The following is a 26788-nucleotide window of genomic DNA, read 5'->3' on the forward strand; positions in this document are numbered from 1 at the left end:
ATCGACAGGATTACCATGAGCATGCCCGCCAGCGGGACACTTCGCGTCACTTTGCTTAGCTTGCACGGATTGATTCGTGCTCGAGATTGCGAACTTGGACGAGACGCGGATACGGGAGGACAGGTCAAATACGTTCTCGAACTAGCGGAAGAACTTTCGCGACGCGAAGAAGTTGAATCCGTCGAATTGGTCACGCGGCAAATCTTTGACGAACGAGTCGGGCCGGACTACGCCCAAGTAGAAGAAGTCATCAATCCAAAAGCGAAAATCGTTCGCGTGCCATTTGGGCCAAAACGATATCTCCGCAAAGAAGGCTTGTGGCCTTACCTGGAGACCTTCATCGATCAAATGCTGGGGCACTACCGAAGAGTCGGTTTGCCAGATCTGATCCACGGTCACTACGCCGACGCCGGCTACGCGGGCGCTCAATTGGCTCGGTTGCTTCACGTGCCCTATGTCTTCACCGGCCACTCGCTCGGACGCGTCAAACGTCAGCGGCTGATCGCGGCATCGCAAGATTCCAAGGCCCCGAAGCCGCCTCGCGAGTTGGACAAGAAGTTCAAGTTCACGGTCCGCGAAGAAGCGGAAGAGTTTGCACTCGAAACCGCATCGATGGTGATCACCAGCACTGGGCAAGAAGTCGAAGAACAATACGCCGTTTACGATCACTATCAGCCCGATCGCATGGAAGTGATTCCTCCGGGTGTCGATTTGGATCAGTTTTATCCAGTCGACGAATCGGAGCCTCTTCCGCGAATTCACGATCTGCTGACGCCGTTTCTGAAAGATTCGGAGAAGCCAATGGTCGTAGCGATGGCTCGGCCGGATGAACGAAAAAACATTGAGATGCTCGTTCGCGTCTTTGGCGAAAATCCAAAGTTCCGCGAAATGGCGAACTTGGTTCTCGTTCTTGGTTCGCGAGACGATCTTCGCGAAATGCCAGCCGGGCAACGCCGCGTTTTAACGAACATCTTGCACCTGATCGACGTGTACGATTTATATGGTCACGTCGCGTATCCAAAAGCACACCGCCCCAGTGACGTGCCCGAGCTGTATCGTCTGACCGCGCGGCGAAAGGGGGTCTTCGTTAATCCAGCGCTGACTGAACCATTTGGTTTGACACTTTTGGAAGCCGCGGCCAGCGGCGTGCCGATCGTTGCGACCAATGATGGCGGACCACGCGACATCATCGCGAATTGTCAGAATGGTTTGCTGATCGATCCGCTATCGGCGGAGGACATTGACCACGCGTTGATGCGCTGTCTGACTGAGCCCGAACAATGGCAAACTTGGTCTGAAAACGGGATCGAAGGGTCTCGGACGCATTACAGTTGGGCCAACCACGTCGATCGCTATCTGCGTGATGTCACTGAGATCATTGAGCAGTCCGCGACTCCTGCTTTGGCGCAATCGATGGGACGAACGACGCGGCGATTGCCGGAGTTCGATCGCATCATCATGACGGATCTCGACAACACATTGACGGGCGACGATGAAGCACTCGCTGATTTCGTTGACCTGTTGAATACGGCTGGACGTGATGTCGGCTTTGGTATCGATACCGGGCGTTCGCTCGATGAAGCGATGTCGCTGATCACGAAACTCAATTTGCCACGACCCGATGTTTTGTCGGCGGCGGTTGGAACCGAACTGTACTACGGCGAAGGACTCACCCCTGACCTATCGTGGCGGAAACAGATCAAACATCACTGGCAGCCAAAGCTAGTGCACGAAGTGCTCGATTCTGTTCCTGGTTTGTTCTTGCAGACCGAGAAGGATCAAACGGAATTCAAAATCAGCTACCGAATCGACCCTGAAGATTCACCTTCGGTTGCTCAAATTCGCAAAATGCTCCGCGCTGCGGGTCTCCGCGTCAAAGTCGTGTTGTCGTTGGGATCATTTTTAGACATCATCCCGCTGCGTGGCGGCAGTGAATTGTCGCTGCGGCACCTGGCTTATCGTTGGGGGTTTGAACCCGAGCGATTGTTGGTCGCGGGCGACTGCGGCAACGACGAAGGCATGCTGAAGGGTGGCACGTTGGGCGTCGTGGTGGGCAACTACAGCCCCGAGCTTGAAAAGCTGCGGCGTCTGCCACGGATTTACTTTGCCGAGGGCAACCACGCTCGAGGGATCATGGAGGGAATCGAATACTACGATTTCCTGAATCATATCCGGATTCCGAACGATAAGATCGAACACGAGCCCGGGAAGCATCGAACAAGCGAAAAGGCGGGTGAGGAATCGAACGAACAACAAGACGACCAACCCGCAGGCGAAACGAATGACGACCGCAACCAAAGTCAATCTTCCGAAGCCGCCGCTGCATCCTGAACAAGAATCCGCACCAGCAGAAACCATGAACGCAATGCTCACCAACACGCTGATGCACGCGGTTCGCAACGGCGTGAAGGATTCGCGGGCACAGAGTGCGCTGAGTCGTTTGCTGCCGAAGTTGGAATCGTTTTGGGAAGTGGAGAATGTTTCCCAGCAGGAGGCCGATGAAATCCAATTGCGGATCGTCCAGCACTGGGACGATCTGTTCGGTTACCTGCTGCACTTGTACGGCGACCAATGGGATTTCTTTTACCACCTCGAACAGATCTTGTTGACGATCATTCGTGGGTGGCGGATGCGCCCGGATCAGTTGAAGGAAGACGACGAGCATCGCATCAACAACCCCGAGTGGTACCAGTCTGAAAAACTGGTCGGCGGTGCTCTCTATGTCGACTTGTTCAGCGAGAACCTCGGCGAGTTGCGGAAGCAGATTCCGTACTTTCAAGATCTCGGGTTGAGCTATCTGCACCTGATGCCGCTGTTCGCCGTCCGCCCCGGCAACAATGACGGTGGATACGCAATCAGCAACTATCGCAGCGTCGATCCTCGCGTGGGTACCATCGACGACTTGCGTTTGCTGGCCGACGATCTTCGCGAAGCCGGCATCTTGTTGGTGCTGGATTTCGTCTTCAATCACACCGCGGACGATCACTACTGGGCGCAACAGGCCCAATCAGGAAACGAGGAGTACCAAAAGTACTACTTCATCTTTCCGGATCGCACCGTGCCGGACCAATACGAGCGGACGCTGCGTGAAATATTCCCGACCGTTCGACGTGGGAACTTCACGTGGCACGATGGAATGCAGCAGTGGGTTTGGACGACGTTCAATAGCTTTCAGTGGGATTTGAATTATCGAAACCCTGAAGTCTTCCGAGCGATGCTGTCCGAAATGCTGTTCATCGCCAACACGGGAGTCGACTTGTTGAGACTCGACGCGGTGGCGTTCATTTGGAAGCAAATGGGAACGAACTGTGAGAATCTTCCCGAGGCACACACGCTGATTCGTGCTTTCAATTCCTGTGTTCGAATCGCAGCACCAGGGTTGGTGTTCAAAAGTGAGGCGATTGTTCACCCGGACGATGTCGTTCGGTATATCAGCCATAAAGAATGCCAGACCTCGTACAATCCGACGTTGATGGCATTGATGTGGGAGTCGCTGGCGACGCGAGATACTAAGCTACTTCGACGTTCGCTCGCTCGACGCCATAAGTTGCCTGAGCGGACCACGTGGGTGAACTACCTGCGTTGTCACGACGACATTGGATGGACGTTCGATGATGCGGACGCGGCAGCGGTTGGCATTGATGCGTTTGGGCATCGCCAATTTTTGAACGCGTTTTATACCGGCCAGTTTGAAGGGTCGTTCGCTCGTGGTGTGCCGTTTCAGCACAACCCTGACAACGGTGACATGCGAATCAGCGGAACGTTGGCTTCGCTCGCGGGACTGGAGCAGGCGATCGAGTCCGACCGGGATGATTGGAAGGAACTCGCCATTCGCCGAATTCTCTTGCTCAATGCAATGATGCTCAGCGTCGGAGGGATTCCGCTGGTTTATCTGGGTGAAGAATGGGGCGCGCTGAATGACTACGACTTCGTCAAAGACCCCGCAAAGGCCGGTGACACTCGTTGGGTGCACCGTCCCAAGATGCAGTGGGAATTTCTGGAAGAACTCGGTGACGACGGTTCCATCCGTGGACGCATCTATCGGTCCATTCGCAAGCTGATCGCAATTCGTAAGATGACGCCGGCATTTGGTGGTTTGGACATGGAGTTGTTGGTGCTCGAGTCACCCAACTTGCTCGGCTATGTCCGCCAACACGAAGGCAACCGAGTGATCGTCGTCGCGAACTTCTGCGAGCATGCTCAGCAAATCGATAGCAATCGATTGAGAACGGCTGGGATGGGGCGGTTCTTCGAAGACTTGTACTCCGGTCAGACCATCACGACATCGCATCCACTGACACTCGGCCCGTACGAATTCATGTGGCTGCACCGCGTCTGATTAAAACGCTCGGGCTAACCGGCTCAGTAGTCCTGGCCGGTGAGGCTTTCTAGCACCGATTGTTGCCAGGTCTGCAATTGATCGGTCAGGCTTTTCGCAATCTCAGATTGGTCGGCGAGCACATTCTCGGTCTCGTTCGGATCGGTCTGCATCTCGTAGAGTTGTTTGGAACCATCCGCGGAAACAACCAGCTTGTAGCGATCGTCCATGATCACGCGTTTGCCACCGAAGTCTCCGGGCTCAATTTTCGGGTGATGGAAATTGACAAAATTTCGCGTCGCAGTGCCCCGCATTAATTTCACCAGCGGCGTGGTGCCCTGTTGGGCTTCCTCGGCCAGGTAAGGATCTTGCTGGGAGTCGCGGCGGTGGTCGAAGCTCCAGAAACAAATCGGTTGATTGCGTTGCTTCATATTGCCATTCAGTAGTGGAACCAGACTCACGCCGTCGAGTGGCCTTTGCGGCACTGCGACGTCCGCGAGTTCACAAAGCGTTGGCAGGATGTCCGTTGTGACGGAGGGAACCTGCGAAGTGGTCGGCTGGCTGATTTTCGCGGGCCATTCAATCAATCCCGGGACCCGGATTCCGCCGTCATACAGGTCCGACTTTTGACCACGCAGTGGTGAGGTGACGATCCCATCACCGGATGTGCCGTTGTCGCCGCAGTACCACAGCAAGGTGTTGTCGCGAAGTTCATTCGCGGTCAGCCACTGACGTAGCGTTCCAATCGAACGGTCCATCGCAGTGATTTCCGCATAACGTTCGCGGAGCACCTCGCCGAGCGGTCGCCGCACTGGTAGCCCGGTTTCGTTGGAGGTCAAACGTGTCGTCTGGTTGGCATATTGGCTGGGAAGGTCGTCGTACAACGCCAGGTCTTCTGGCAAGCCGCTGTAGGGTTCATGCGGCGATCCATACCAGATCACGAGAAAGAACGGTTCGTCACTTGGGACCGTTTGAAGGTATTTGATCGCTTGATCGACCAACAATTCTGAGCTCTCGCCTTGGAACTGCTCTGGTGGGCCTCCCTTGTGTGACAGCCACGGGTTGAGTTCGAAAAAGTTGTCATGTGACAACCACTCGTCGAAGCCGAACGCTCCAGGGTTGGTTGGTGAAGATGCTTTGACCGGGCCAAGGTGCCATTTGCCGAAGTGGGCAGTGTGGTAGTTCGCTTGTTTCAACAAGCTGGCAATACCGATCTCTTCGGGGCGAATCGAATAGTTTGGCGTGAACGTTCCATATCGGTTTGGATGCCGTCCCGTGATGACGCTGCCCCTCGTCGGCGAGCATGTCGGATGTGCGGCGTAAAAGCGATCCAGTCGCAGTCCGGTCGCTGCCATTTGGTCCAGGATCGGTGTCTTTAAGTGTGGGTGGCCGTTGTATCCGGTTTCGTCCCAACCATGATCGTCTCCCATCAACAGGATGACATTGGGACGATCTGCTGCGGAAACGTTTCCACTCCAGACGCCGAGCAGCATCGCGCTCACGGTGGCAACAAGCAGTGAGAAGTGGACGGCTTTTATTCGGCAGATCGAGAGGGAGGGCATTGAGGAGGGACTCCAGGGTGAGACAAACGAAGGAGAGGTTACGAATGTAACCGTTTCCTCGAGCGTATGCCCGCGTTCCCCTGACAAGCATGTCAGCCTCCTGTGATCACACGATCAGCATCGCGTCGCCGTAGCTGAAGAAGCGGTATTCGTTTGCGATTGCTTCTTTGTAGGCACGACGAATCAAATCGTGGCCGGCGAAGGCACTGACCAGTACGAGCAGCGAGCTCTTGGGCAAATGAAAGTTCGTCATCAATGCATCGACCACGCCAAAGCGATATGGCGGCTTGATGAAGATGTCCGTTGCGCCGGTCCAGGTTGCTGCAACGCCTCGGCCATTGGTTTCGTTTCGATTGGTAACACAGCTTTCTAGCACGCGAACACTGGTCGTTCCGACTGCGACGCATCGACCGCCACCGCTGCGACGATCATTGATTGTTTCTACCGCGTCTTCTTCGATGCGGCCCCATTCTTCGTGCATTTGGTGTTGGTCGATGTCGTCGACTTCGATTGGCCGGAACGTGCCAATGCCGACGTGCAAAGTGACTTCGGCGGATGCTGTTTGACCCTTCGCGATTTCATCGAGCAGTTGTTTGGTGAAGTGCAAACCTGCGGTGGGGGCGGCAACACTGCCGGCGTCTTCTGGGTTAATGCTGGCGAAAACCGTTTGGTAGTTCGTCACATCCGCGTCGACCATGTGTCCGTCGCGAATGTACGGTGGGATTGGAACGCGGCCATACTTGTCCAACCATTTGCCGGGCTCAATGGCTTGTGGTGGTCCGTCGAAAAATTCATTGGGCACGGGCTGGACGAGCAAGTGTCCTTGGTCGTCTCGCCCGATGACCATTAATTCGCCGCCCGCGCGAGCGTCGCGGTCGTCCAGTGTGATCGTTTCACCGGTTTGAAGGGTACCGCGAGTCTTGGTCAGCAATTCCCAAACGCCCGTCGCCCGATCAGACCGCAAAAACAAACCCTGCCAGCGTCCACCAGTTTTTGTTCGTCTGCCAAACAACCGTGCCGGAACGACTCGTGAGTTGTTTTTGACCATCACGTCTTCGGCCCGAAGCAACTGAGGCAGATCGCGAACGTGGTGATGTTCGATCTCGCCGGATGCTCGGTCGATCACCATCAGCCTCGCGTCAACGCGGTTCTGCAGAGGCTCCTGTGCGATCAATTCGCGAGGCAGTTCGTAGTCGTAGAGATCCAGGGATGGCATGCGGAAAGACGCGTACGGACGGAGGAAATGGGTCGGAAACAATCGATCGACCAGCATAGGGACGATCGGCGATTGTCGCGAGCACAGCTTCCGGGATCACAGCATCGCTTCGCGGTTTCAACCCAGGTGAGATGGAGGATTCACCCGGGATCGGGGGCCAGGCAATGCGGCGCCATTGCAGGCGACATCCGCGACGGACGCGACAGTGGAAGCTGATTTGCCAAATGAAAAGTGAATGGAGCGTCCCGTTTTGTCCGCTGTGCACCGGTCAGCTCGCCATGGCGGGCGACGAAAGTGGTTGGCAAAGCGATCCGCAGTCGTCGAGAGTCTTTGCATCCTTCCGCGTCGTCTCGACGAATCGGCTTGGAATCGCCATAACAGTGGCCGTTGCGAAAACCGCTGGATCACGGCGGCCCGTCTACCACTTTCTTTCCCCCATTCTTTCAGGCAACTCGATGGAAGCCGGAATCGTCGGCTTGCCCAATGTCGGCAAAAGTACCCTGTTCAACGCTCTGACGTCCAGCGTCGCGGCTCAAAGTGCCAACTATCCGTTCTGCACGATCGAGCCCAACGAAGGGATCGTCAGTGTGCCTGATGCGCGTTTGCATCGGATCACCGATTTCATCAAGCCTCAAAAGGTCATTCCTTCCGCGTTGAAGCTGGTTGATATCGCTGGCATCGTGAAAGGTGCGGCCGAAGGCGAAGGTTTGGGCAACAAGTTTCTCAGTCACATCCGACAAGTCGACGCGATCATGCAGGTCGTGCGTTGCTTTGAAGATCCCGACGTGATTCACGTTAGCGGCCAAGTCAATCCGATCGCGGACATCGACACGATCGAAACCGAGCTGGTTTTGGCTGACATGCAGACCCTGGAAAACGCATTGGGCAAGGCCCAGCGGACCGCTCGCAGTGGCGACAAGGAAGCCAAACTTCGCGTCGCGGCGATCGAAAAATGCAACGCTCACTTGGAAAGCGAGCAGCCGTTGCGGACGCTGGAATTGCCCGAGGCCGAACAGGTCGCGATCAGCAGCTATGGATTGATGACCGCGAAACCGATTCTGTACATCGCCAACGTCGACGAAAACGACCTCAACGGCGAACATGAATTGGTCGGCAAGGTTCGTGAGCATGCGGCAAAGACCGGAGCCTCGGTGGCCTGCGTTTGTGCAAAGCTCGAGTCCGAGATCGCTGAACTGGACGAAGAAGATCGTGCAGAAATGTTGGCGGACGTGGGTCTGGAAGAACCATCGCTGAACATCATCGCTCGCGAAGCCTACCGAACACTTGGTTTGCAAAGCTTCTTCACTGCCGGCGAAACCGAGGTCCGTGCGTGGCCGGTTCGGATCGGAGCCACTGCTCCCCAAGCCGCGGGGGTGATTCACAGCGATTTCGAGCGTGGATTCATTCGCGCCGAAATCTACCAGTTGCCAGAGCTGGAAGAATACAAAACAGAGAAAGACATTCGACAAGCCGGTAAACTTCGAGTGGAAGGAAAATCGTACGTGATGCAGGACGGTGACATTTGCCACTTCTTGTTCAACGTTTGATCGTCATTCCGGCACGCATTTGATACATGGGCACGGATTGGTTTCGGTGCCCAGTCGCTGATAGCCCATGCTCCCACCGCCATCCCTCCTACTGACGGTTCTATGAACAAAATGTTGATTCCAATTCTCTTCGCTATCGGCACAGCGTTGTTTTGGGGCTGCTATGGCCCGACCATCGGCAACGCTCAGGCACCCCGTGTCAACGGTGCCCCACTGTGGTCGCCGTTCAAACCTTACGTCTTCATTGGGATTGCTTACCTGGTGATCGCGATTCTAGGTGGTTTGGCCATGATGGGCGTCAAAGGAGACTCTTTCAGTTTTTCGGGCGAGCACTTCGCGACCGTTAAATGGGGTTTCTTGGCTGGTTGTTTGGGGGCCTTTGGGGCGCTCTGTCTGACAACCGCGATGATGACCAGCAAAGGCAACGCGTTGTTGGTCATGCCGATTGTCTTTGGCGGTGCGGTGTCGGTGACGGCCCTGGTTTCAGTCATCCGGCTAGGGGGGCACGTTCAAGTCAGCCCGGTGCTTTGGGTCGGCATGGCATTGACTGTCGTTGGCGTTGTAATCGTCGCGATGAATACGCCTCATGGACACGCACCGACCAAGCCCGCGACCGATGCTACTGAAACAGCCGAACCGCATGCCGCGGTACCGGTTGAAGGCGAAGAAACGCAAGCGTCCTGATAGATAGAACGAAAAAACAGAGCGAAATGACTTCCCCCAGAGATCCACTCGCGGTTGTTCGAGCCATTGATGCGGAGCTGACTCATGTCTGGATGGTCCGCACGTTTCTCAAACATGCCGATGAATCGGAAGAGGATGAGGATCTGCGGGAAGTTGTTCGAGACCTGTACGATTTCATTTTGGCCGTCGGGCCAGTGACGGATGAGACCGACACGGCTGTCTACATAAAAATGGCCAAGAAGAAACTGCGTCGCCTCCGCGGTGCCACGGAACTGTACGAGGCGATCCAGCCCGAGGTCAGCGGGCACACCAATTTCGCGATGGCGGCGAAGTCGTTGCGTCTTGCGGTCGATCGGATTATTGCTTTGATACAAACGCCGCAATAGTTCGCCCGTCTTTCCCAAAGTCATGGGCAGGGGAACCGGTCAGGTCGTCCTTCCGCACTTCCCATCATCATCCCGCCAAAAATTCGACGCTGCCGAAGACTGGTCAGATCCGTCAGAGCCGCGAAGAAACCCCGGCAAATCGGCGGGAAAGGAGGCGGACGCACACTCGGGGGACTGGAAGAAAATGGATTCGACAGCGATAACAGGGCACCACGTCGAAGGTCTCCCATTTTTTCCGCGACTCCCATTGTGCATTGATGAGCTCACCTGCCAAAACTGCCAAACTCGCTCTCGAAGACGGCACCGTCTACACCGGAACCAGCCTCGGTGCAGAAGGCGAAACGACCGGCGAAGTCGTCTTCAACACCTCGATGACTGGGTACCAGGAAATCCTGACTGACCCTAGCTACCGCGGTCAGTTGGTGACGATGACGTATCCCGAAATGGGCAATTACGGGATCAACTCAGTTGACCTGGAAAATCGCGGCACGTCGCTGGCTGGATTCATCATCCGCAACGAGAGTCGTATGCACAGCAACTACCGATCGGAAGGTTCGCTGAGCGACTACCTCAAATCACAAGGTGTTGTCGGAATCGCCGGAATCGACACGCGTGCCCTCGTGCGACGAATCCGCAGCGAAGGTGCGATGCGAGGCGTCTTGTCGACGACCGATTTGGACGACGTATCTTTGGTCGCCAAAGCCAAAGCTTCACCCGGTTTGGTCGGGCGGGATTTGGTTCAAGAAGTCATGCCGACTCAATTGGAAAAATGGACCAACGAACTGGATGATTGGACCATCCGCGAAATCCGCGAAGCAGCCAAGGATTCATCGATCGGTGATGACAGCCGTCCGCATGTTGTTTGCATGGACTTCGGCATGAAGTGGAACATCCCACGGCACCTGCGTTCGCGCGGCAATCGAGTCACGATCGTACCGGGCAACACGTCCGCCGATGACATCATGAGGATGGATCCTGACGGTGTGTTCTTGTCCAATGGGCCCGGCGACCCCGAACCTTTGACATACGCTCACAAAACAATTGGCGAATTGCTGGGCCAAGTGCCTGTGTTCGGAATTTGCCTTGGCCACCAATTGCTGTCGGTTGCCTGCGGTGCCAAGACATTCAAACTGAAATTTGGTCACCGTGGTGCCAATCAACCCGTTCTCGATTTGGAAACGGGCAAGGTTGAAATCACCAGCCAGAATCACGGCTTCGCGGTTGATGATCAAGGCTTACCGGATTGCTTGGAGGTTACCCACCGCAATTTGAACGACGACACGATCGCAGGCGTTCGCCACAAAGCCACCGGTGCGTTTGCCGTTCAGTATCACCCCGAAGCGGCGGCCGGTCCTCACGATAGCCACTATTTATTCTCGCGATTCCAGGAACAGCTGAACGAGAAATGCGGGGTGACCGCATGAGCAAAGCCCCCAGGACAGCCATCAGCCCAACTCGCGAAGAGAATTATCCCGAGTGGTATCAACAAGTCATTCGGGCAGCCGACCTCGCTGAGAATTCGCCAGTTCGCGGTTGCATGGTGATCAAACCGTGGGGCTACCAACTTTGGGAAAACGTCCAGCGTGCTTTGGATGACATGTTCAAAGCAACCGGCCACCAAAACGCTTACTTCCCATTGTTCATTCCGATGAGCTACCTGGAAAAGGAAGCGGAACACGTCGATGGATTCGCGAAAGAGTGCGCGGTTGTCACTCACCACCGTCTCGAACCCGATCCCGACGGCGGGCTGCGTCCTGCGGGCAAGCTCGAAGAACCATTGATCGTTCGTCCGACCAGCGAAACGATTATCGGTGCGACCTACGCGAAGTGGGTTCAGAGTTACCGTGATTTGCCAATTCTGATCAACCAATGGGCCAACGTTGTCCGTTGGGAAATGCGGACGCGAATGTTTTTGCGCACCGCGGAATTTCTTTGGCAGGAAGGCCACACCGTCCACGCGACTTCGGAAGAAGCGGTCGAAGAAACCGAGAAGATGGTCGAGGTTTACCGCGACTTTGCTGAGAACTGGATGGCAATGCCGGTCATCGTCGGCAGCAAGACTCCGCTGGAGCGTTTCCCAGGCGCGGTCGAGACGCTGTCGATCGAAGCCATGATGCAAGATCGCAAGGCCTTGCAGGCGGGAACGAGCCACTTCCTGGGGCAGAATTTTTCGAAGGCTCAGGAAATCAAATTCCAAAGCGAATCCGGCGACATTGAGTTTGCTTGGACGACCTCTTGGGGCGTCAGCACTCGATTGATCGGTGCCTTGATCATGACGCACAGCGACGATGACGGGTTGGTTCTGCCACCTCGTTTGGCACCAACGCATGTCGTCATTCAACCAATCTACAAAGACGATTCGCGTGCGGAGGTGATGGAGTACGTTCAATCGCTTCGCGACGAATTAGCCGCTCAAACCTACGCAAATGCTCCTGTTCGCGTGACGATCGACGATCGCGATATTCGTGGCGGAGAAAAGAAGTGGTATCACGTCAAACGTGGCGTTCCCATTCGATTGGAAGTCGGGCCGAAGGACATGGCCGCGGGCACCGTCTTCTGCGGCATCCGTAATCAACCTAAAAGTGTCGGTATCGACCGAGCGGAGTTGGTGGCAACGATCGGCGAAAAGCTGGCGACGTTGCAGCAAGAGTTGTTCGACGCCGCGTTGAAGATGCGGGAAGACAACACGGTCGAACTCAAATCAGAAGCTGAGTTCCGTGACTTCTTCGCTGACAAAGGTGACACCGCAATCACTGGCGGATTCGCTTGGTGTCACTACAGCGATGAAGACTCTTTGCAGCCACTGCTGAAGGAGTTGAAGGTGACGATTCGTTGCGTTCCGCGAACGGACAACGCGACCGAAGGCACCTGTTTCTTGACCGGCAAACCCGCTGCTCAACGAGCCATTTTCGCGAAAGCGTATTGATGCTTTCGCGGTGACGTGTTGATCATCAATTTGGTTGAGTGGCTTCGGCGCTTGCGTTTCGTTTCCGCCGACGCGTCAACCATTCAAACGTCATCCATGCCAGTCCGCAAAGTGTGGCCGCGCCCATCAGGCCGGCCGGCCAAGACCCCATGCGTACATACAGGCTGATTCGCGAATCTCGCCTTGGTTGGGCATAGATGACATCGCTTTGTCCCTTCTCCAATCGCTCGACGACTCGACCGGCCGAATCAATCCAAACGGTCGGGCCCCCGTTGGCTGCGGACAAAACCGGACGCCGGCATCCGACAGCAACCAGTTGTGCGCATCGCAAATGGTGATCCACGACCGCTGTGTCGTGGAACCAAACGTCATTGGTCAACGTCACGATGGCGTCCGGCAACTTTGGGTTGGCTCGCGAATTCAGTTGGTGCATGTGGTTGACAGGAATCCGCTCCACCGCAGTCTCGATGCACAAGTTCGGCATCAGCGAAATCCCGTCCAAGTCAAAGCGTTCAGGCTCCGTCCCGCGATCCAATCCTAGTCCTGGAGGGACGATGTCGCTGATCCATGGCAAGCTGTGCACCAACGGAATGGTTTCTCCGAACAGGACGAGGTGATTCTTCGAGTACGTGCCGGACATCTTTCCGGTCGCATCTACCCAAATGACGCCGCTGTATTGACTGGGACGATCCGCGTACTGGACCAATCCACACCCGCCAATGATCGCCGGAGTTGCGTCGATCGGAACGGTGGAACTGGCCCTCATCGCTCGCTGAATGCTGGTCGCGCGATTCAGGAAATCGATTTGGTTGTTTTCGACGGCGAATCGAAGTTGTTCAGGCTGCAGCGGCGCTGCAGCTGGGTTCTGCATGAAGTCAGGAACAACCAGATCGGCGCCGGTGGTCATCCAAGGTAATCCGCCTGAGAACATCGACTCGGGCCAAACGACTGCATCGACCGGCGTCTTCGATTTGGCAACCGCATCGATTGCCATCTGACCGTACGCGGCAAAGATCTCTTGTTCTCGCACGATGTCTTGTTCGTAGACCGTCAGCTCATTGCCACCCAGAAGCGCGATCGTTTTGCCGGTTGGTTCCGTCGCAACGTTCATCGTCATCGACCCGTAGACCAGCGTGGCGATCAGCAAACCGCCAGCAATCACGATCGACTTCGTTGGAGAGTCAAACGCACTTGATGTTCGTGGAACGGCCCATCGATTGTGTGCATCGAACATCGCTACGTTGACGCAGACGATCACGAAGCTAACCGTATAGGTTCCACCCAGTTCGGCGATTTGAATGAGCATCGGCATGTCGGCGAGCGCGTGGCCGAGCATCAACACCGAGATTCCGGTGAAGAAGTAGTTGCGGATCCATTCCAAGCCAACCCAAAGGACCGCGGCAACAAGGCAAACGGGAACGCGATGACGCCATGATTGCGTGTTCCCATCGTTATCAGGTAATCGCCAGCGTCGAAGCAATGCGACGAAGAGAAGCGGATAGATTGCCAAGTAGCTTGACAGTGCCATCCAAGGCAGAAACATCAGTGGGTGGGCGTAGCGAAGCCCTTGAAGGCTGATCAACCAATACGCGAGCGATGCAGCGTACAGCGGACGTTTCCAGGAAGAACCCGGAGCCACTTCCGCGATTGCCAGCAGCGGAACCAGTGCGATGAACACCAAGGGACCGATCGCAAACGGAGGTCCTGAGAGCCAAAGCACCATCGCGAATGCGGACGAAGCCGCGAAAAGCCATCCGATGGAGGCTGATTCGGGCGCTGGTGGCTTGGTAGCGACTTCCGACGCGGGAGTGTCGGAGGCAGATATGTTTTCGCTCAACGGATGGGCTCGCGTTCGCGGGAGGGTTGATATCCCCGTGAAATACCAGCCCAACCGCGGGCGGGCAACCCGTTTCGCGTATGCCCGAGCGTGCTATGCCTTCGCGGCACCCGGCCAAAATCGTTTCCAGCGGCTCTCATTGCTGCTGTGGTCGTCCGCTGAGGAACTTTCCTCCGCAGCTGCCCCCGCTTCTCGGTGTGTCAATCGATACGCAACGTCCCGGAAAGCCTGGGTCAAGGCTGCCTTCGGGGCCTGTGTGATCAACGGCACACCGTTATTGCGGACTTCGACCATCGTGCGATAGTCGTTAGGCAGTAGAGCAAAAATCTCTCGTCCGAGTGTTTCCTTCGCCTTCTTCAGGCTGATTTGACCAGCATCCAAACCAGCACGGTTGACGATGATTTCAACGCGTTCGGCAAGGCCTTCGGTTTCATCGAAGCTCATCATCAGGCGAACCACGTTGCGAAGACACGGCAGGTCCAACTGAGTAACCAGCAATACCCTCGATGCGGATTCGATCGCGATCATGTCCAGCGCGTTGTAGGTCTTCGACAGGTCGACGATCAAGTGGGTGAAGGAGGCCTTCAACAAACCGACGACCTTGCGAAGGCTTTCGGTATCGATGGCTTCGAGATCATGCAGTTCCACTGGTCGCGGCAGCAGGTACAGACCGCTGGAGTGTTTCGTCAGCGACTTCTTCAGCAGTTGAATGTCCAATCTTCCAATGTTTTGAACGACGTCGGCGAGCGTGTAGTCCGGGATGGCATCCAAGAAAACATCGGCGTCACCGAGAGCCAAATCGAGGTCCAACAACGCGACGCTGTTGCGGCTTTCTTCGGCCAGCACGCAGCCTAAGTTGACAGCGGTGCTGGTCGTACCCACACCACCGGTTGCTCCAGCAATCGCGATGACTTCGCAAGAGCGATTGCGCGCATCGCCACCACCGAATTTGGTTTGACTGATCCGGCCAAGGGCCGAAGACAGTTCTTCTTCCACCAGTGGTAACGTTAGGAATTCTCGCGCCCCCGCGCGAATCGCCTGAAGGATCAACTGCCCATCACTAACGGCACTGGTCGCAAGCAACGCCGTGTCGGGCGTTTCGCGAGTGATCCGCTCAATCAGTTTGATCGCGGCGGTGGAATCAGTGTCCAACGAAATGACTCCGACATCGGGAGTCGTTTGGTCGACGATGTCTGGAAAGAATTCATAGCGTGAGCAGTCCGCTTCCAGCCAAACGGTGTCCATCCCCAAAAGCATCGCTTTCAGTGTTTCGCGGGACGAGTCGTTTGGATCGACCAAGGCCAATCGGAGGACGTTACTCATAGCAGACAACTTCGATAGACGGAGAAAGGTTTCATGGGAGACAGCCCGCTTGTCAGGCGGGCGACATGGTGGGGCGTTTTGATTTCGCTCATGCGATCATCTGTAGTCCGGTTGGCTGACAATCACACCCTCAGCGACCTTCGTTGGTTGTGGACCAGGAATGATTGCATTCGGTGGAAGCAGCTCGCCCGCACCGAAGCGATTGTTCGCTGGTGAAGCGGTGTTTCGTGCAGTCTGTTGCGGGTAGTAGCCAGATGGGTTTGGCATTCCACGTGGCGGCATGTTCCGCGAGGCCTGAGGAGTCGAAATGGTTGGATCGACTATCTCGCCTTGCGGATAGATTTGCTCTGGAACACCGTTCAGCGAATCTTGGTAGATCGGTGCCTGATGCATCATCGGACCGGATTCGATTTGTCCGCCACGGAAGCCACCGCTAATTCCAGGTTGCAGGTTTTCGTTGTCGCAATCATTGGCTTTCAAGTTCGGCACTTCGATGTGACCGTACAGGTAGAATTCCTTGTCGTCAGGCGAATGTGAATTCATGCCCGGGCCACCGCGTGGTACTTCGTGTGGATCCATGGCTTCCACTAATTCCGGAGTGACCAGAATTAGAAGCTCGATCTCGTTGCGGCGTTCTTGCATCTTTCGGAATAGTGTCCCGACATAGGGCAAGCTTCCGAAGAATGGTGTGCGAGATGTGGTCGATTCGGTTCGGCTTTGCAACAAACCGGCCAGGGCGAACGTTTGGCCCGCTTGCATCTCAACCGCTGTTTCGACATACCGAGTCGTGAAAGCGGTCACGTTGGTACCGTTGACAGTAACGGCTCGTGACGGGTCAGGTTCGCTGACCTCCGGTCGCACTTCCAATCGAATGCGGCCTGGGCCGACGACAAAAGGCAGGAAGTCGATGCTTGTACCGTAGTCTTCGTAGGTGATTTGGACTTGCCCGTTTTGTCCCGGGACAATCGTTGGGATTCGACCACCAACGGTGAATCGTGCTGGACGACCGTGGGTCGCAACGACGGTGGGTTCCGCCAACAGCTTGGTCAAGCGTTGTTCGTGCAATGCATTGATGAGGGTCTCGAAATTTCCGTTGACGTTGAATCGCAGATTCGTGTCACCAAGCGGAATAGGGCCGAAGCCAGCGTCACCTTCGACGATACCGGCACCGACATCGAGGACTCCACTGGGGCCGTTTAGCAAGGTGAAGTTGTCGTCAAGGATCGCCAGGTCGACGCCAAGTTCACGGAGCTTCGTACGACTGACTTCCATGATCTTGGTGTGCAACAAGACTTGCTGGATACCGACCACTTGAATGTTGTTGATGACCGTCGTGTAGAACTGTTCGGTGATCGCAACCGCTTTGTCCACATCGTCGACGCTGGTGACATACCCTGAGATAATGGCCGACTCCCCGATGGGTGTGACTCGAAGCGACGCCAGCGGCAACTGCGAGTTCAGAATGCCCTCGACTTCTCGAGCGTCCGCGACGACGGTAACGTCAATCGTGTAGAGTTTATCTTCGGTGTCCCAAAGGTTGATTTGGGTGGTACCAGGAATCTTGCCAAAGACCTGAATTTGATTTTCAGAAACCGGGGTCGCACCCAGGACTTCTTCGTTGTGAACTTGGAACCGCGGAATGCGTTCGCCGAGTGAGAGGATGCGACTGCTCTTCACGATCAAATCCATCCGCTCAACGGTTTGGTTGATCTGGTGGTCGCCCGCTGCAGAAGCTAGCGTCGTCGCGGACTGCGCCATCATCGGTTCAGAAACCGAGAGCATCGCCAACCCAAAAACGGTGGCGAGCAGACAGCGGACCGATAGGTCGCGACGGATAAGAAAAGTGCACACTCGCATCTGAGGCATCCTTGCCGGGGCGGGTCGAGTTATTCATTCATCTCCGCGAGAATTCATCCATGAACTCTCGGCGATCAGTCCGTCGGTTGAACGGCGGGCTGGGCGGCGACTCGCTGGGAGGCGAAGTTGCCTTGGCATCAGTGGTGAATCTTGTTTTCGTCCGCGCCGTTAGCGGCTGGTCGGACCAAACTCTTCGGACCCTGAACTGTCCGCTTGGGAACGGTTCGTTGGTCCGCTGTTGTAAAACGGACTTTGTGATCCGTTCAGGTAGCTGTAATCGGTCGGTGCGCTGGGTTCATCCAGTTCGTTCTCGCTAGGGAGGGGATAATCTGCCCCCGGGCGAGTTCGCAGGTCGTTGCTCGAGTCTTCCAGTTCTTCACGACCTGATTCTGCCAGTACCTTAGGCACGCTGGATCCTTCTTCGATCCAGTATTCAGTCAGCACGCCACCGGACATTTTCAACATCTTGAAGCCCCGCTTCTTCTCTTTCTTGGGTGCTTGGATGGATGGCTTCACGACAGGAGTTTCGACGCGATTATTATCTTCTTCGCGTTGAGCTTGAGCGATCTGATAATCGGAGAGCCATCGCAAGAATTCTTGCCCGGCACCGCCGTCGGTCTCGCCGTCTTTTGTTTCGTTGATGTCACTTGGGTTACCGAGCGTCAGGCGAATCTTTCCGAGTTCGCTAGCGTAGGTCCAAGCGGGAGTGTCTTTTTTATGAATCAGCAGCGAGATTGAACGAGCCGGTTTGGCTTCGGCTTCCGAATCGACTTCGCGTTCGGTGCGGCCATCAACGGCGAAGACTCGCACGCCCGTCAAAACGGTTTTCGCGGTCGTTTCGGGAATCAATTCGCTTTTGACGAAGTAAGCCATCACGTCCACTCGATCGCCGGGGCGGACCAGGGTCGCAACGCTACTTTCGGGGTCAGCTCGCATCGACACGACGCTGAAACCGACTGGAATGGTTTGGGATGAACCGTTCGCATCAGCCATCAGTTTGATCGGCATCACGGGTTCGCCTTCGTAGAAACGCTGGCGCGCAAATTTGCCTTCGACGTCTTCGAGTTTGCCACTCGCACCGGTCGGAACACGATCGGCGGGCCATTGTTCGAGACGGATTTTGTCAGCGGTGATTTCTTCGGCAATGTCAATGGTTTTCGCGGTGACGAAGATCTCGACGGTTGCCACCGAACTCTGACCCGTCGATTGAGCTTGCATCCATTGGCTAACGCCAATTGCGGCGATCGTGCCGCAAACGCAGGCCAAGATGAGGAAGACTGATTTGTTTCGCATGGCAATCGAGTGGGTAACCAGAGGTGACAGACTGCTCGCGTTGAATTCGATCGATGACCGACCGCCCGCAATGGAAGCGTCACTCTCGGTATCGGGTGTGAGTCTTCAAGAGCTAAACACACTTGGGGCAACCGAGTCCCTTTGCGCAATCGCTACAGATTGCCAATTGGATGTTTCGCTTCGAATTTCCAACGCATTATGGAAAAGGCCCCGCAATCGGGGCACAAATGATGCTGGGCCGCATGGGGGTGCCATGCGGCCCTCGATCTTCAATTTGAATCAGACCAATTGGCCCGTGGCGGCGAAGTAGATGATTGTGCCGATGGCCATTGGAATTCCGTATGGCAATAGGTACATGGTCGGTTTCCGCTCCCGAGCGATTGCGGCGAGTTGCTCAGGTTTACGAATTGTTCGCCACTCTTCCATGATTTTTAAGAATTGAGCGTAGTGTTTCATCCATGCACCGCTTTTCCAGATCATGAAAACTGCCATGATTCCGCCGACGATGGCCGTCGCGGCAAAAGCCTTCAAAGTGATCGTGGTTCCGCACCAGGCTCCGATGCCAGCGAGCAGTTTCACGTCGCCTGCACCCATGCCGCCAACGTTGCGAAGTGGCAACAGCAACATCATGCCGACGAATGTGCCGAGCAAGCTGTATCCCAGTTCGGGAAAGCCGCCCTGGATGAAGCAGTGTGCCCAGCCGCAGATGATGAACGGGAAAGTCAACCAGTTTGGGACTTTCAGAATCATGCCGTCGATGACAGCAGCAACGATAAGGACAACCGTCACGAACCAAATGGTCCAGTTTTCGGTGATGCCGTGAAGGAGAGTGTCCATGATGATTTCCCCGTGTTTTTTCGGTCGATTCGTCCGTGAAACGAGTCGTCCGTTAATGGTTTCAAATTGGAAGGTGTGTGAGTTGGCGGTGAACGTTTTGTTCTTTTCCGATCGAAACGGATGATTCAGCGAGGACCGATCATCCAGCTCAACATTGCGAACAGCAAAGTCACGCCACAGCAGGCCAATTGCCAGACATGGGCGGCAGCGTCAGCGGGAATTAGTGGGTAGTTCATTCGCTCGATGCCCGGGGGCAAACCTAAAAGGTGTGAAATGAGTGGTCGCTAAGACTTCCTTTGAACATTCAATGGCGGATCGTTTCATTTCGATCCAATAAGTCGTCGCGTCAGGGCTCCCCCCACAGGCGATGCCGAAAGGCGGCGAGACACGTCTCACCGCCATTCGGTATGTCGCCAAATTGACGGGACAGACCCGCCGGATCAGCACTTAGTTGGCTGCAATTGCATCGCCAGCTTCGCCGAACTTCGCGTTGGCGTTGTTACCGATTGTGGTAACAGCACCGATGCAAACGACGATGATCAGGGCCAACAAAACGGCGTATTCAACAGCAGTTGGTCCGTCTTCTTCTTTCAGGAAAGCAACTACGTTTTCAGCAAACTTCTTCATATCTAACTCCAGACAAAAACGGGGGCCACGATGATGTCTCGTTAACCCGGCGACAAAGTGTCAGTCGATTCGATGTGAACCGACCCAGGTGACAACAGCCTTCGTCAATGGAAATTAAACTGACAAGCCTCGGTTCAAACTCGATCGTGTTTCCGATTGAAACGACGACGAGTTTTTTCCACGGCAACTCGGCTTTCCTGAAGTCAAGCCGAACGCAAACAATGCGATCGACCGACTCACGGACCCGTGGTTTTGCGTGCCGTCCTCTCGAACGGTTTGCCTTTGTCAGGGAACTTCGGCTGACCCAGTCGAGCAGTCCAAGGCAACACACCTTCGAATGTTCGACGTGGCAGCGAACCGCCGCATTTGGGCAATTCACTTTCTCACTACCGAACACTACGCCAGAAAACGAAGGTGTCAAAAAAGATCGGTTGGCCGAACCTTAACGGCGAGGCAAGTTGCCGGATTGCTCCGGTCGTATCGATTGAGTGGCCGGACGTGATTGAAAAAATGACAATTGGACGCACTTATCTATATGAAAACCGTTTGCCATCTGTATGTGATCTGGAAAACGCAATTTGGCACTGTTGCTATTGTGGCCAGTCCGGCAGCGAGAACTTCTTTTGCGTATTGATTGTATGTTCGCTGTAATGCCGATCCATTTGCTTCAACAAGGCCCCTAAAGTCGGCCAACGACTACCCGGCACCTTGCTGTCGACAGAATATTCATCGAGTAGATAAGCAAACCGGCGTGAGAATTTGCTGACACGCTGCATTTGACGAGCTTCTTCGGCTCCACTCCATTCCGCGTTGGCGAATTTATAGTCGGGCGGCATTTGGGCGGGATTCAGATCCATCACAGGAATCGACGCGTCAGCCTCGTGATACATCTGAGAGAAGAACAGCAACTGACGCCCCATCATGTGCTCCACATTCCAGCGAGGCGTGTGAGTTCCATTGGCGGGTTTGAAGTTCATTTGAGCCGTTGTTAGCTCCGCAAAGACCGCCTGAGACTCGGCACAAGACTTTTCCATCGCGGCGAAGAGTTTTTCCATCTCCTCGGGCATTTGCCACGGTTTCGTCGAGACGTTCCACCAAACAACAGCCGGTTCCGTTTCGGAATCAGCCGATTTGGATGAGATGGCAACCGTGTTGTGATCCTGCGTTTTGACCTGGACCGATTCGGGCGATGCCGATGACACTGAGATCCAGTTCCGAACGCTCGAGGGCTTTGGTTGACCTTCGACAACAAAACGTTGAAGGTCCGATCCGATGACCGCATCAATGTTCTGTATTGATGCCAGCGATTCGGAAGTGCAACCGGGGCCTGCAACAACGAGGTCAACACCGTCCAGCTGAACATGAACGGCTGTTCCGCCCAGATGGCTCACTTGGATGTCGTTTGGTGTCTTGCTGGCTGAATCTGCTTCCGATTCATGCTGGGGTACTGGTTGCCAAGTGACTTCGGCTTCGTTGGCTGGTCGACTGAGCATGTAAGTGCCGGACTCACCCACCGTCACCGTCGCGTCAGTCTTTGGAACCGCGGCCGCATCGCCTTGCGATAAATCTCCGGTGTTCTTCGGTTCAGCTTCGATCGCAACACTCAAACCCCAGTGCGATTCAATCGTTACAGTTCCTCCAGGCCAAACGTGAACTGCAACAGGATCACCCTCGGCGGCTTGGGCAGGAGCACTGATCAATGACATCAAGAGTGCTGCACTAAAGAGTGACGCGGCAACTCCCTTGCAGTGAGAGATCGAATTCATCGCGATGGCCTATCGGTTTGCCACGCACCGTGAGGCGGCGTGGTCGAATCGTGGAATGGTCGTGAGAGGCTACTCTAACACGATCCCTTGCACACGTTTCCACTCTGTGATCGCCAAGGAAACATCCAGTTGCCGCGCGAGTTGATCGCCACGCAACTTCGCGAGTTCCAAGCGAATCAGGTCATCCGAGCCAACGGGTTGTTGGTCCAGTTCGATTGCGGCCGTCGTTTCAGCCAACCGTTCCTCGGCCCATTGCAATTGTCGATCGATCAGTCCAAGACGAGCGTTCGCCAGGCGAACGTCGAGGACCGATTGCAATGTTTCGTTGCGGATCACATCCGACAACGATTCGCGAAGAAGCGAACATTGTTGACGGCGGCAATTTAGATCGCTTGTGTTCGAATCTGGTGAGAAACACGAAAACAGCTTTTTTCCGGTGGCCGATGCGATGGCCAACCCGGCGCCCGGGCTGAGTGCACCCATCAGTTGCCGTGCCGAGGACAAGTTGCAGGTTCGCATTCCTGCACACAGTTGCTTGACTGCTTTCAAGTCATTTCGATTTTCCAGGGCGATTGCAACGCTGCTGCCCGCGTCGACGGATTCGGTGGATTGCAATGAATCGATCGTCACCGCGATTGCAACTTCGGATTCGGGGCGGCCGGTGCGTCGGGCCAGTTCTTGTCTCAGCTTTTGCGCTGCGAACGTTTGTTGGACTTCCATGTCCTGCCAAACCAGTTTTGCTTGTTGTAGTTGCAGGACGTTTCCATCGGGCACGCCCAATCGATCGGCTTCGTTTGCCAAGTCGATCAATCGGTTTTGCACCTCGATCCCTTGTCGGGCGATTTGCTTGCCGAGCTGTGCTGCCAGCAATCGGTCGTAGGCTTTCGCCGCATCTGCCGCGTCGTCCGAACGGCGACCCAGAGCGATCTCGGCCAAGACTGACCGGACCAAGCGAAGTTGGCAGACGGCATCGTCGTCATCACAATCGACTCCGCAAGCGACCGCCCGGGATTCTTGGTCGATCATGTTGGCTTCGGGGGAGTTCTGATACGCCCACTGCATGACCTGGTGCCGCGTGTAGCTGATCGACGATTCCGCACCGACCGGTTCAGTGAGGCTCTCGACGACAACCGTTTCGATCGGCTCTGGACTTTCAAGCTCGAGCGAAGAAACCTCCTTGGAGGTCAACGTCATTCCCGCGGTCGGAACTGCATCGCTGGGGGAAGCGATTGTCGGAGAATCTACCGACGGCCAATCCACGACGGGATCGCCGGGTGATTGAGCGGAGAGGACCGCCATCATCGCCACGCCGAGAATCAACGGAAGGATCCAGCGGTGGGCCGGGGACCGAGCGGCTTGGATCGCGGGTTTCACGGCAGAAATCATCCCTGGAATGAACAGAGGCTCCCTTTCGTCCGTGAAAGAGTTTTGCAGTTTCCTCTATTCAGGTGTGTTCGGTCGGATTCTGCGCCCAAAACCAGCCGAGGTTCCCACCACTGCATTGGCGGGATTGCACCGGTTTGGACGAAAAAAACCGATGGTCCGGTCGAGACGATCTTTCGCTAGACTGCGTCCTTCGCAAAATACCCCGATTTTCCAACATCATGAAATCATCGACCGAATCGAAGTCCGGTAAGGACGGTCCCGTGTCGGAGGCCCAGGCGGCTTTCGATGCATTGACGATTCCGCAGCAACGAGCCGCCGTCTTCCGATTGCAGGGCGGACGCGAAACCGTGGAGGCCTTTGCGGTGGCGTTCATCTTGGCTTTGCTATTCCGTGCTTTCATCGCAGAAGCCTTCGTCATTCCCACCGGATCGATGGCCCCGGCCCTGATGGGGGCTCACAAAGACGTTTTTTGCGACCAATGTGGGCAACAGTTCCCAATCGGAGCGAGTTTAGAAAATCGCACGCCCGCTCTTGAGAAAGCCGTTGTCGGCGGCATTTGTCCCAATTGTCGGCACGTTAACCCGTTGGATCTGGTGAACGATCCCGATCACCAAACGTTTAGCGGTGATCGGATTTTGGTCAGCAAATTTGCCTACACGCTGAAAGAACCCAAACGCTGGGACGTGATCGTTTTCAAGGTTCCGGTCAATCCAAAGCAAAACTACATCAAGCGTCTCGTTGGCCTGCCCGGCGAAACCATTTCGATTCGATACGGCGATGTCTACGCGAGCCAAAACGCGGAAGAGGCGTCGACCGGGATTGGCGAGATCCAACGCAAGTCACCTGAGAAATTGATGGCGATGAGCCATTTGGTTTACGACAGCGAGCATCAGGCACAGGCGTTGATCGAGGCTGGATACCCCTCACGGTTGCAGCCTTGGACACCGGGCGGCGATTCGGTTCCGAAGGATTCTTGGTCGGTCAACCAGTCCGCCGAAGGTCTCACCGCAACGGTGAAGGCCGCAGACGGACAAACCAAGTGGCTTCGTTACTTCCACCATTTCCCAGACCAAGAACAATGGGCTGCAGCGATCGCGGGACAGTCGTTGGCAGACGTGGATCCACACAGCGGCCGCCTCGTGACCGACTTCTACGCCTACGACGCGTATCTGCATGTCGATTCCGATCGTGTCTATGACCAGAAGCCCAGTCCGGTCAACGTCTCTCGTTTCAGACGCCTCATTGGTCAAACTCGATCCGATGGCGTTTTCCGAATGGATTATGAATCCGGCGGTGATCTGGCTCAATTTCGCGGCATGGTGGATTTCGGCGGTTCCTATCATGGTGCCGATGGAATGCACTGGGTTGGTGATCTGATCGTTTCCCAAACTATCGAAACTTCAGCCGACGCGAAGCAATTGACGTTTGAGATCGTCGAAGCTGGCGTGCGGCATCTTTGTGAAATCGATCTGAAAACCGGCGAAGCCAAGCTGACGCTCGATAACGGAGAGATCCGCCCTTTTGATGGCGATAAAAATCAGCACCCAGTCGCGACAACTTCCGTTCGTGCTGGCCAACAACATGATTTTCGGTTCAGCAATGCGGACAACGAACTCACGCTTTGGATTGATGACGAAGTTGTTGCTTTCCAAACACCGACCACTTTCGACTTCGACTCGATCGTCCCGGTCACCGAGAACCAGCCACGTTACGGTGGCCCTGGCAATCCGCTGGACGCCGCACCGGTCGCCGTTGGTGTGACCGGCGGATCCGCCACGCTGAATCAAATGGTGATTCATCGGGACAAGTACTACATCGCGGTCGACAGCAGCGACGATGGCATGCTCGATTACGACATGGGTGCCCTGCGACGCTTCGTCGGTGCCGGATCGCAAACGAACGAGATCGTTCGAGACATACAATTGCTGATGGCAGAGCCGACTATCTGGTCGGACTTCCCCGGTTGGCAGAATCGCCGCACGGTTTCGTTCAGTATGGAAGAAGACCAGTTCTTTCCAATGGGCGACAACAGTCCCGAAAGTTTGGACGCGCGTTGCTGGGCCGGCAACAAGACTCGGTTGGGCAATTACCACAGTCCCGATGAAGACGCCTACAAATTCGCAGATGTTTCGTACGTCCCGCGAGACTTGTTGGTGGGCAAGGCTTTGCTGGTGTTCTGGCCGCACCCGTGGAAGTCGCCGTTGCCGTTTTGGCCCAACTTGGACCGGATGCAACGAATCAAGTGATTCACTGAAAGGAATCGAATCATGAGTGACGAATTTACACCGACATCCTTCCCCACCGAATCGACGATGGGAAATGGCGTCATGCCACAATCGTCCGAACCGGTGCTCGAAGCGGTTGGTTTGCAAAAGACCTATGGTCGTCGCCGCGTCGTCGATGGCGTGAATTTGCATGTGGGCGAAGCCGAGATCGTTGGCTTGCTCGGACCAAACGGTGCCGGGAAATCGACCAGCTTTCGAATGATATGCGGACTCGTTCAGCCTGACCAAGGTCGTGTGTACTTGGGCGGACAAGACGTCACTGATTGGCCGATGTTCCGACGTGCACGTGACGGGCAGATGGGATACCTGCCCCAGGAGCCCAGCGTTTTCAAAAAGCTGACGGTGGAACAAAACATCTCGGCATTGTTTGAGTTGCTGGGCGTCGATCGCAAGCAACGCAAGCAGCGAACCAACGAGTTGCTCGAAGAGTTCAACATCACGCACATTCGAAAGAGTCGTGCGGCGGGACTTTCCGGCGGTGAACGCCGCCGGCTCGAAATCGCTCGCTGCCTCGTGTCCAATCCACGGATCGTGATGCTTGATGAGCCGTTCGCTGGGATCGACCCGGTGACCGTGCAGTCCATCCAGGGCGTCATTCAACAACTTCGTGATTCTGGGATCAGTGTGTTAATCACCGACCACGCGGCTCGCGAAATTTTGACCACCGTCGATCGCTGTTATGTGATCTATCAGGGGCAAGTGTTGATCGACGGCACACCGGATGAAGTCAAACGTCACCCCAAGGTTCGTGAGGAATACTTGGGTGACCTCGATGCCGCCGCCGGGACATCGGTCGATAATGCTACTCCTAACTCGAGTTCACCTTCCACGAATCAATTTCGAGTTGATCCGGCTCACCCACAACCACCACCTGCGTCACCTGCCACCGGAACACCGCGACGGCAAGTTCCTCGGCGTCGCGTGACCGACGTTTGACA

19 protein-coding genes and 1 riboswitch are annotated in these 26788 nt (G+C 55.5%); of the genes, 9 read left to right on the top strand and 10 right to left on the bottom strand.

What is annotated here, in order from left to right; translation table 11 throughout:
* Window positions 1-15 precede the first annotated feature (15 nt).
* Together RE6C_RS24560 and RE6C_RS24565 are read left to right on the top strand one after the other, a co-directional pair.
* A complete protein-coding gene (locus RE6C_RS24560; protein WP_008660974.1) occupies window positions 16-2331 on the top strand; it encodes an HAD family hydrolase in 2316 nt (771 codons plus the stop codon).
* Between the two features lie 25 nt (window positions 2332-2356).
* Entirely contained in the window at window positions 2357-4339 is a 1983-nt protein-coding gene (locus RE6C_RS24565) for an alpha-amylase family glycosyl hydrolase (protein WP_008660975.1), read from the top strand.
* Window positions 4340-4362: 23 nt separating this feature from the next.
* Here the strand turns inward: RE6C_RS24565 and RE6C_RS24570 are convergent, their stop codons facing one another.
* Together RE6C_RS24570 and queA are read right to left on the bottom strand one after the other, a co-directional pair.
* Entirely contained in the window at window positions 4363-5880 is a 1518-nt protein-coding gene (locus tag RE6C_RS24570; RefSeq protein WP_052035038.1) for a sulfatase family protein, read from the bottom strand.
* A gap of 106 nt (window positions 5881-5986) precedes the next feature.
* Window positions 5987-7096, bottom strand: a complete 1110-nt coding sequence (gene queA / locus RE6C_RS24575) for a tRNA preQ1(34) S-adenosylmethionine ribosyltransferase-isomerase QueA (RefSeq protein ID WP_039963320.1) — start codon at window positions 7094-7096, stop codon at window positions 5987-5989.
* Window positions 7097-7551: 455 nt separating this feature from the next.
* Between queA and ychF the strand changes: the two genes are divergently transcribed.
* The 5 genes from ychF to proS all read left to right on the top strand — a co-directional run bounded on the left by ychF (window position 7552) and on the right by proS (window position 12639).
* A complete protein-coding gene (gene ychF, locus RE6C_RS24580; protein ID WP_039963350.1) occupies window positions 7552-8643 on the top strand; it encodes a redox-regulated ATPase YchF in 1092 nt (363 codons plus the stop codon).
* Between the two features lie 102 nt (window positions 8644-8745).
* Window positions 8746-9327: a hypothetical protein gene (locus RE6C_RS24585; RefSeq protein ID WP_008660982.1), complete on the top strand. Its 582-nt coding sequence runs from the start codon at window positions 8746-8748 to the stop codon at window positions 9325-9327.
* 26 nt (window positions 9328-9353) lie between these two features.
* On the top strand, window positions 9354-9713 hold the full coding sequence (locus RE6C_RS24590; RefSeq protein ID WP_008660984.1) for a hypothetical protein: 360 nt from the start codon (window positions 9354-9356) through the stop codon (window positions 9711-9713).
* A gap of 257 nt (window positions 9714-9970) precedes the next feature.
* Window positions 9971-11137, top strand: coding sequence for a glutamine-hydrolyzing carbamoyl-phosphate synthase small subunit (gene carA, locus RE6C_RS24595; RefSeq protein ID WP_008660987.1), 1167 nt, complete (start codon window positions 9971-9973; stop codon window positions 11135-11137).
* On the top strand, window positions 11134-12639 hold the full coding sequence (proS, locus tag RE6C_RS24600; RefSeq protein WP_008660989.1) for a proline--tRNA ligase: 1506 nt from the start codon (window positions 11134-11136) through the stop codon (window positions 12637-12639). Before carA ends, proS begins: the two co-directional genes overlap by 4 nt.
* Window positions 12640-12664: 25 nt before the next feature.
* On the opposite strand, the gene lnt is transcribed toward proS, so the two are convergent.
* The 8 genes from lnt to RE6C_RS24650 form a co-directional block, all read right to left on the bottom strand.
* On the bottom strand, window positions 12665-14476 hold the full coding sequence (lnt, locus tag RE6C_RS24605; protein WP_008660990.1) for an apolipoprotein N-acyltransferase: 1812 nt from the start codon (window positions 14474-14476) through the stop codon (window positions 12665-12667).
* 93 nt (window positions 14477-14569) lie between these two features.
* On the bottom strand, window positions 14570-15799 hold the full coding sequence (locus RE6C_RS24610; RefSeq protein WP_039963322.1) for an AAA family ATPase: 1230 nt from the start codon (window positions 15797-15799) through the stop codon (window positions 14570-14572).
* Between the two features lie 96 nt (window positions 15800-15895).
* A complete protein-coding gene (locus RE6C_RS24615; protein ID WP_236618495.1) occupies window positions 15896-17656 on the bottom strand; it encodes a type II and III secretion system protein family protein in 1761 nt (586 codons plus the stop codon).
* 168 nt (window positions 17657-17824) lie between these two features.
* On the bottom strand, window positions 17825-18949 hold the full coding sequence (gene cpaB / locus RE6C_RS24625; RefSeq protein ID WP_008660995.1) for a Flp pilus assembly protein CpaB: 1125 nt from the start codon (window positions 18947-18949) through the stop codon (window positions 17825-17827).
* Between the two features lie 279 nt (window positions 18950-19228).
* On the bottom strand, window positions 19229-19786 hold the full coding sequence (locus RE6C_RS24630; protein WP_008660996.1) for an A24 family peptidase: 558 nt from the start codon (window positions 19784-19786) through the stop codon (window positions 19229-19231).
* A 447-nt stretch (window positions 19787-20233) separates the two neighbouring features.
* Entirely contained in the window at window positions 20234-20413 is a 180-nt protein-coding gene (locus RE6C_RS24635; protein ID WP_008660999.1) for a Flp family type IVb pilin, read from the bottom strand.
* 179 nt (window positions 20414-20592) lie between these two features.
* Window positions 20593-20704, bottom strand: a riboswitch (cyclic di-GMP riboswitch).
* Between the two features lie 299 nt (window positions 20705-21003).
* Window positions 21004-22179 carry a DinB family protein gene (locus tag RE6C_RS24645; protein WP_008661002.1) on the bottom strand — a complete coding sequence of 392 codons (1176 nt, stop codon included), beginning with the start codon at window positions 22177-22179 and terminating at the stop codon, window positions 21004-21006.
* Window positions 22180-22248: 69 nt separating this feature from the next.
* Window positions 22249-23565 carry a hypothetical protein gene (locus RE6C_RS24650; protein WP_008661004.1) on the bottom strand — a complete coding sequence of 439 codons (1317 nt, stop codon included), beginning with the start codon at window positions 23563-23565 and terminating at the stop codon, window positions 22249-22251.
* Between the two features lie 62 nt (window positions 23566-23627).
* On the opposite strand from RE6C_RS24650, the gene lepB reads away from it, so the two are divergent.
* Window positions 23628-25811: a signal peptidase I gene (gene lepB / locus RE6C_RS24655; RefSeq protein ID WP_008661006.1), complete on the top strand. Its 2184-nt coding sequence runs from the start codon at window positions 23628-23630 to the stop codon at window positions 25809-25811.
* A gap of 21 nt (window positions 25812-25832) precedes the next feature.
* Window positions 25833-26786: an LPS export ABC transporter ATP-binding protein gene (lptB, locus tag RE6C_RS24660; protein WP_008661008.1), complete on the top strand. Its 954-nt coding sequence runs from the start codon at window positions 25833-25835 to the stop codon at window positions 26784-26786.
* Window positions 26787-26788 lie beyond the last annotated feature (2 nt).

The organism is Rhodopirellula europaea 6C, from assembly GCF_000338295.1.
GTDB lineage: Bacteria > Planctomycetota > Planctomycetia > Pirellulales > Pirellulaceae > Rhodopirellula > Rhodopirellula europaea.

What these genes read in the sequence shown, in the direction of transcription:
- RE6C_RS24635 (WP_008660999.1), bottom strand. Translation starts at nt 20,413, where the DNA reads ATGAAGAAGTTTGCTGAAAACGTAGTTGCTTTCCTGAAAGAAGAAGAC.
- RE6C_RS24585 (WP_008660982.1), top strand. Translation starts at nt 8,746, where the DNA reads ATGAACAAAATGTTGATTCCAATTCTCTTCGCTATCGGCACAGCGTTG.
- queA (WP_039963320.1), bottom strand. Translation starts at nt 7,096, where the DNA reads ATGCCATCCCTGGATCTCTACGACTACGAACTGCCTCGCGAATTGATC.
- proS (WP_008660989.1), top strand. Translation starts at nt 11,134, where the DNA reads ATGAGCAAAGCCCCCAGGACAGCCATCAGCCCAACTCGCGAAGAGAAT.
- RE6C_RS24560 (WP_008660974.1), top strand. Translation starts at nt 16, where the DNA reads ATGAGCATGCCCGCCAGCGGGACACTTCGCGTCACTTTGCTTAGCTTG.
- RE6C_RS24630 (WP_008660996.1), bottom strand. Translation starts at nt 19,786, where the DNA reads ATGGACACTCTCCTTCACGGCATCACCGAAAACTGGACCATTTGGTTC.
- RE6C_RS24590 (WP_008660984.1), top strand. Translation starts at nt 9,354, where the DNA reads ATGACTTCCCCCAGAGATCCACTCGCGGTTGTTCGAGCCATTGATGCG.
- RE6C_RS24610 (WP_039963322.1), bottom strand. Translation starts at nt 15,799, where the DNA reads ATGAGTAACGTCCTCCGATTGGCCTTGGTCGATCCAAACGACTCGTCC.
- RE6C_RS24615 (WP_236618495.1), bottom strand. Translation starts at nt 17,656, where the DNA reads ATGCGAGTGTGCACTTTTCTTATCCGTCGCGACCTATCGGTCCGCTGT.
- lptB (WP_008661008.1), top strand. Translation starts at nt 25,833, where the DNA reads ATGAGTGACGAATTTACACCGACATCCTTCCCCACCGAATCGACGATG.
- ychF (WP_039963350.1), top strand. Translation starts at nt 7,552, where the DNA reads ATGGAAGCCGGAATCGTCGGCTTGCCCAATGTCGGCAAAAGTACCCTG.
- cpaB (WP_008660995.1), bottom strand. Translation starts at nt 18,949, where the DNA reads ATGCGAAACAAATCAGTCTTCCTCATCTTGGCCTGCGTTTGCGGCACG.
- carA (WP_008660987.1), top strand. Translation starts at nt 9,971, where the DNA reads ATGAGCTCACCTGCCAAAACTGCCAAACTCGCTCTCGAAGACGGCACC.
- RE6C_RS24645 (WP_008661002.1), bottom strand. Translation starts at nt 22,179, where the DNA reads ATGAATTCGATCTCTCACTGCAAGGGAGTTGCCGCGTCACTCTTTAGT.
- RE6C_RS24570 (WP_052035038.1), bottom strand. Translation starts at nt 5,880, where the DNA reads ATGCCCTCCCTCTCGATCTGCCGAATAAAAGCCGTCCACTTCTCACTG.
- RE6C_RS24650 (WP_008661004.1), bottom strand. Translation starts at nt 23,565, where the DNA reads ATGATTTCTGCCGTGAAACCCGCGATCCAAGCCGCTCGGTCCCCGGCC.
- RE6C_RS24565 (WP_008660975.1), top strand. Translation starts at nt 2,357, where the DNA reads ATGAACGCAATGCTCACCAACACGCTGATGCACGCGGTTCGCAACGGC.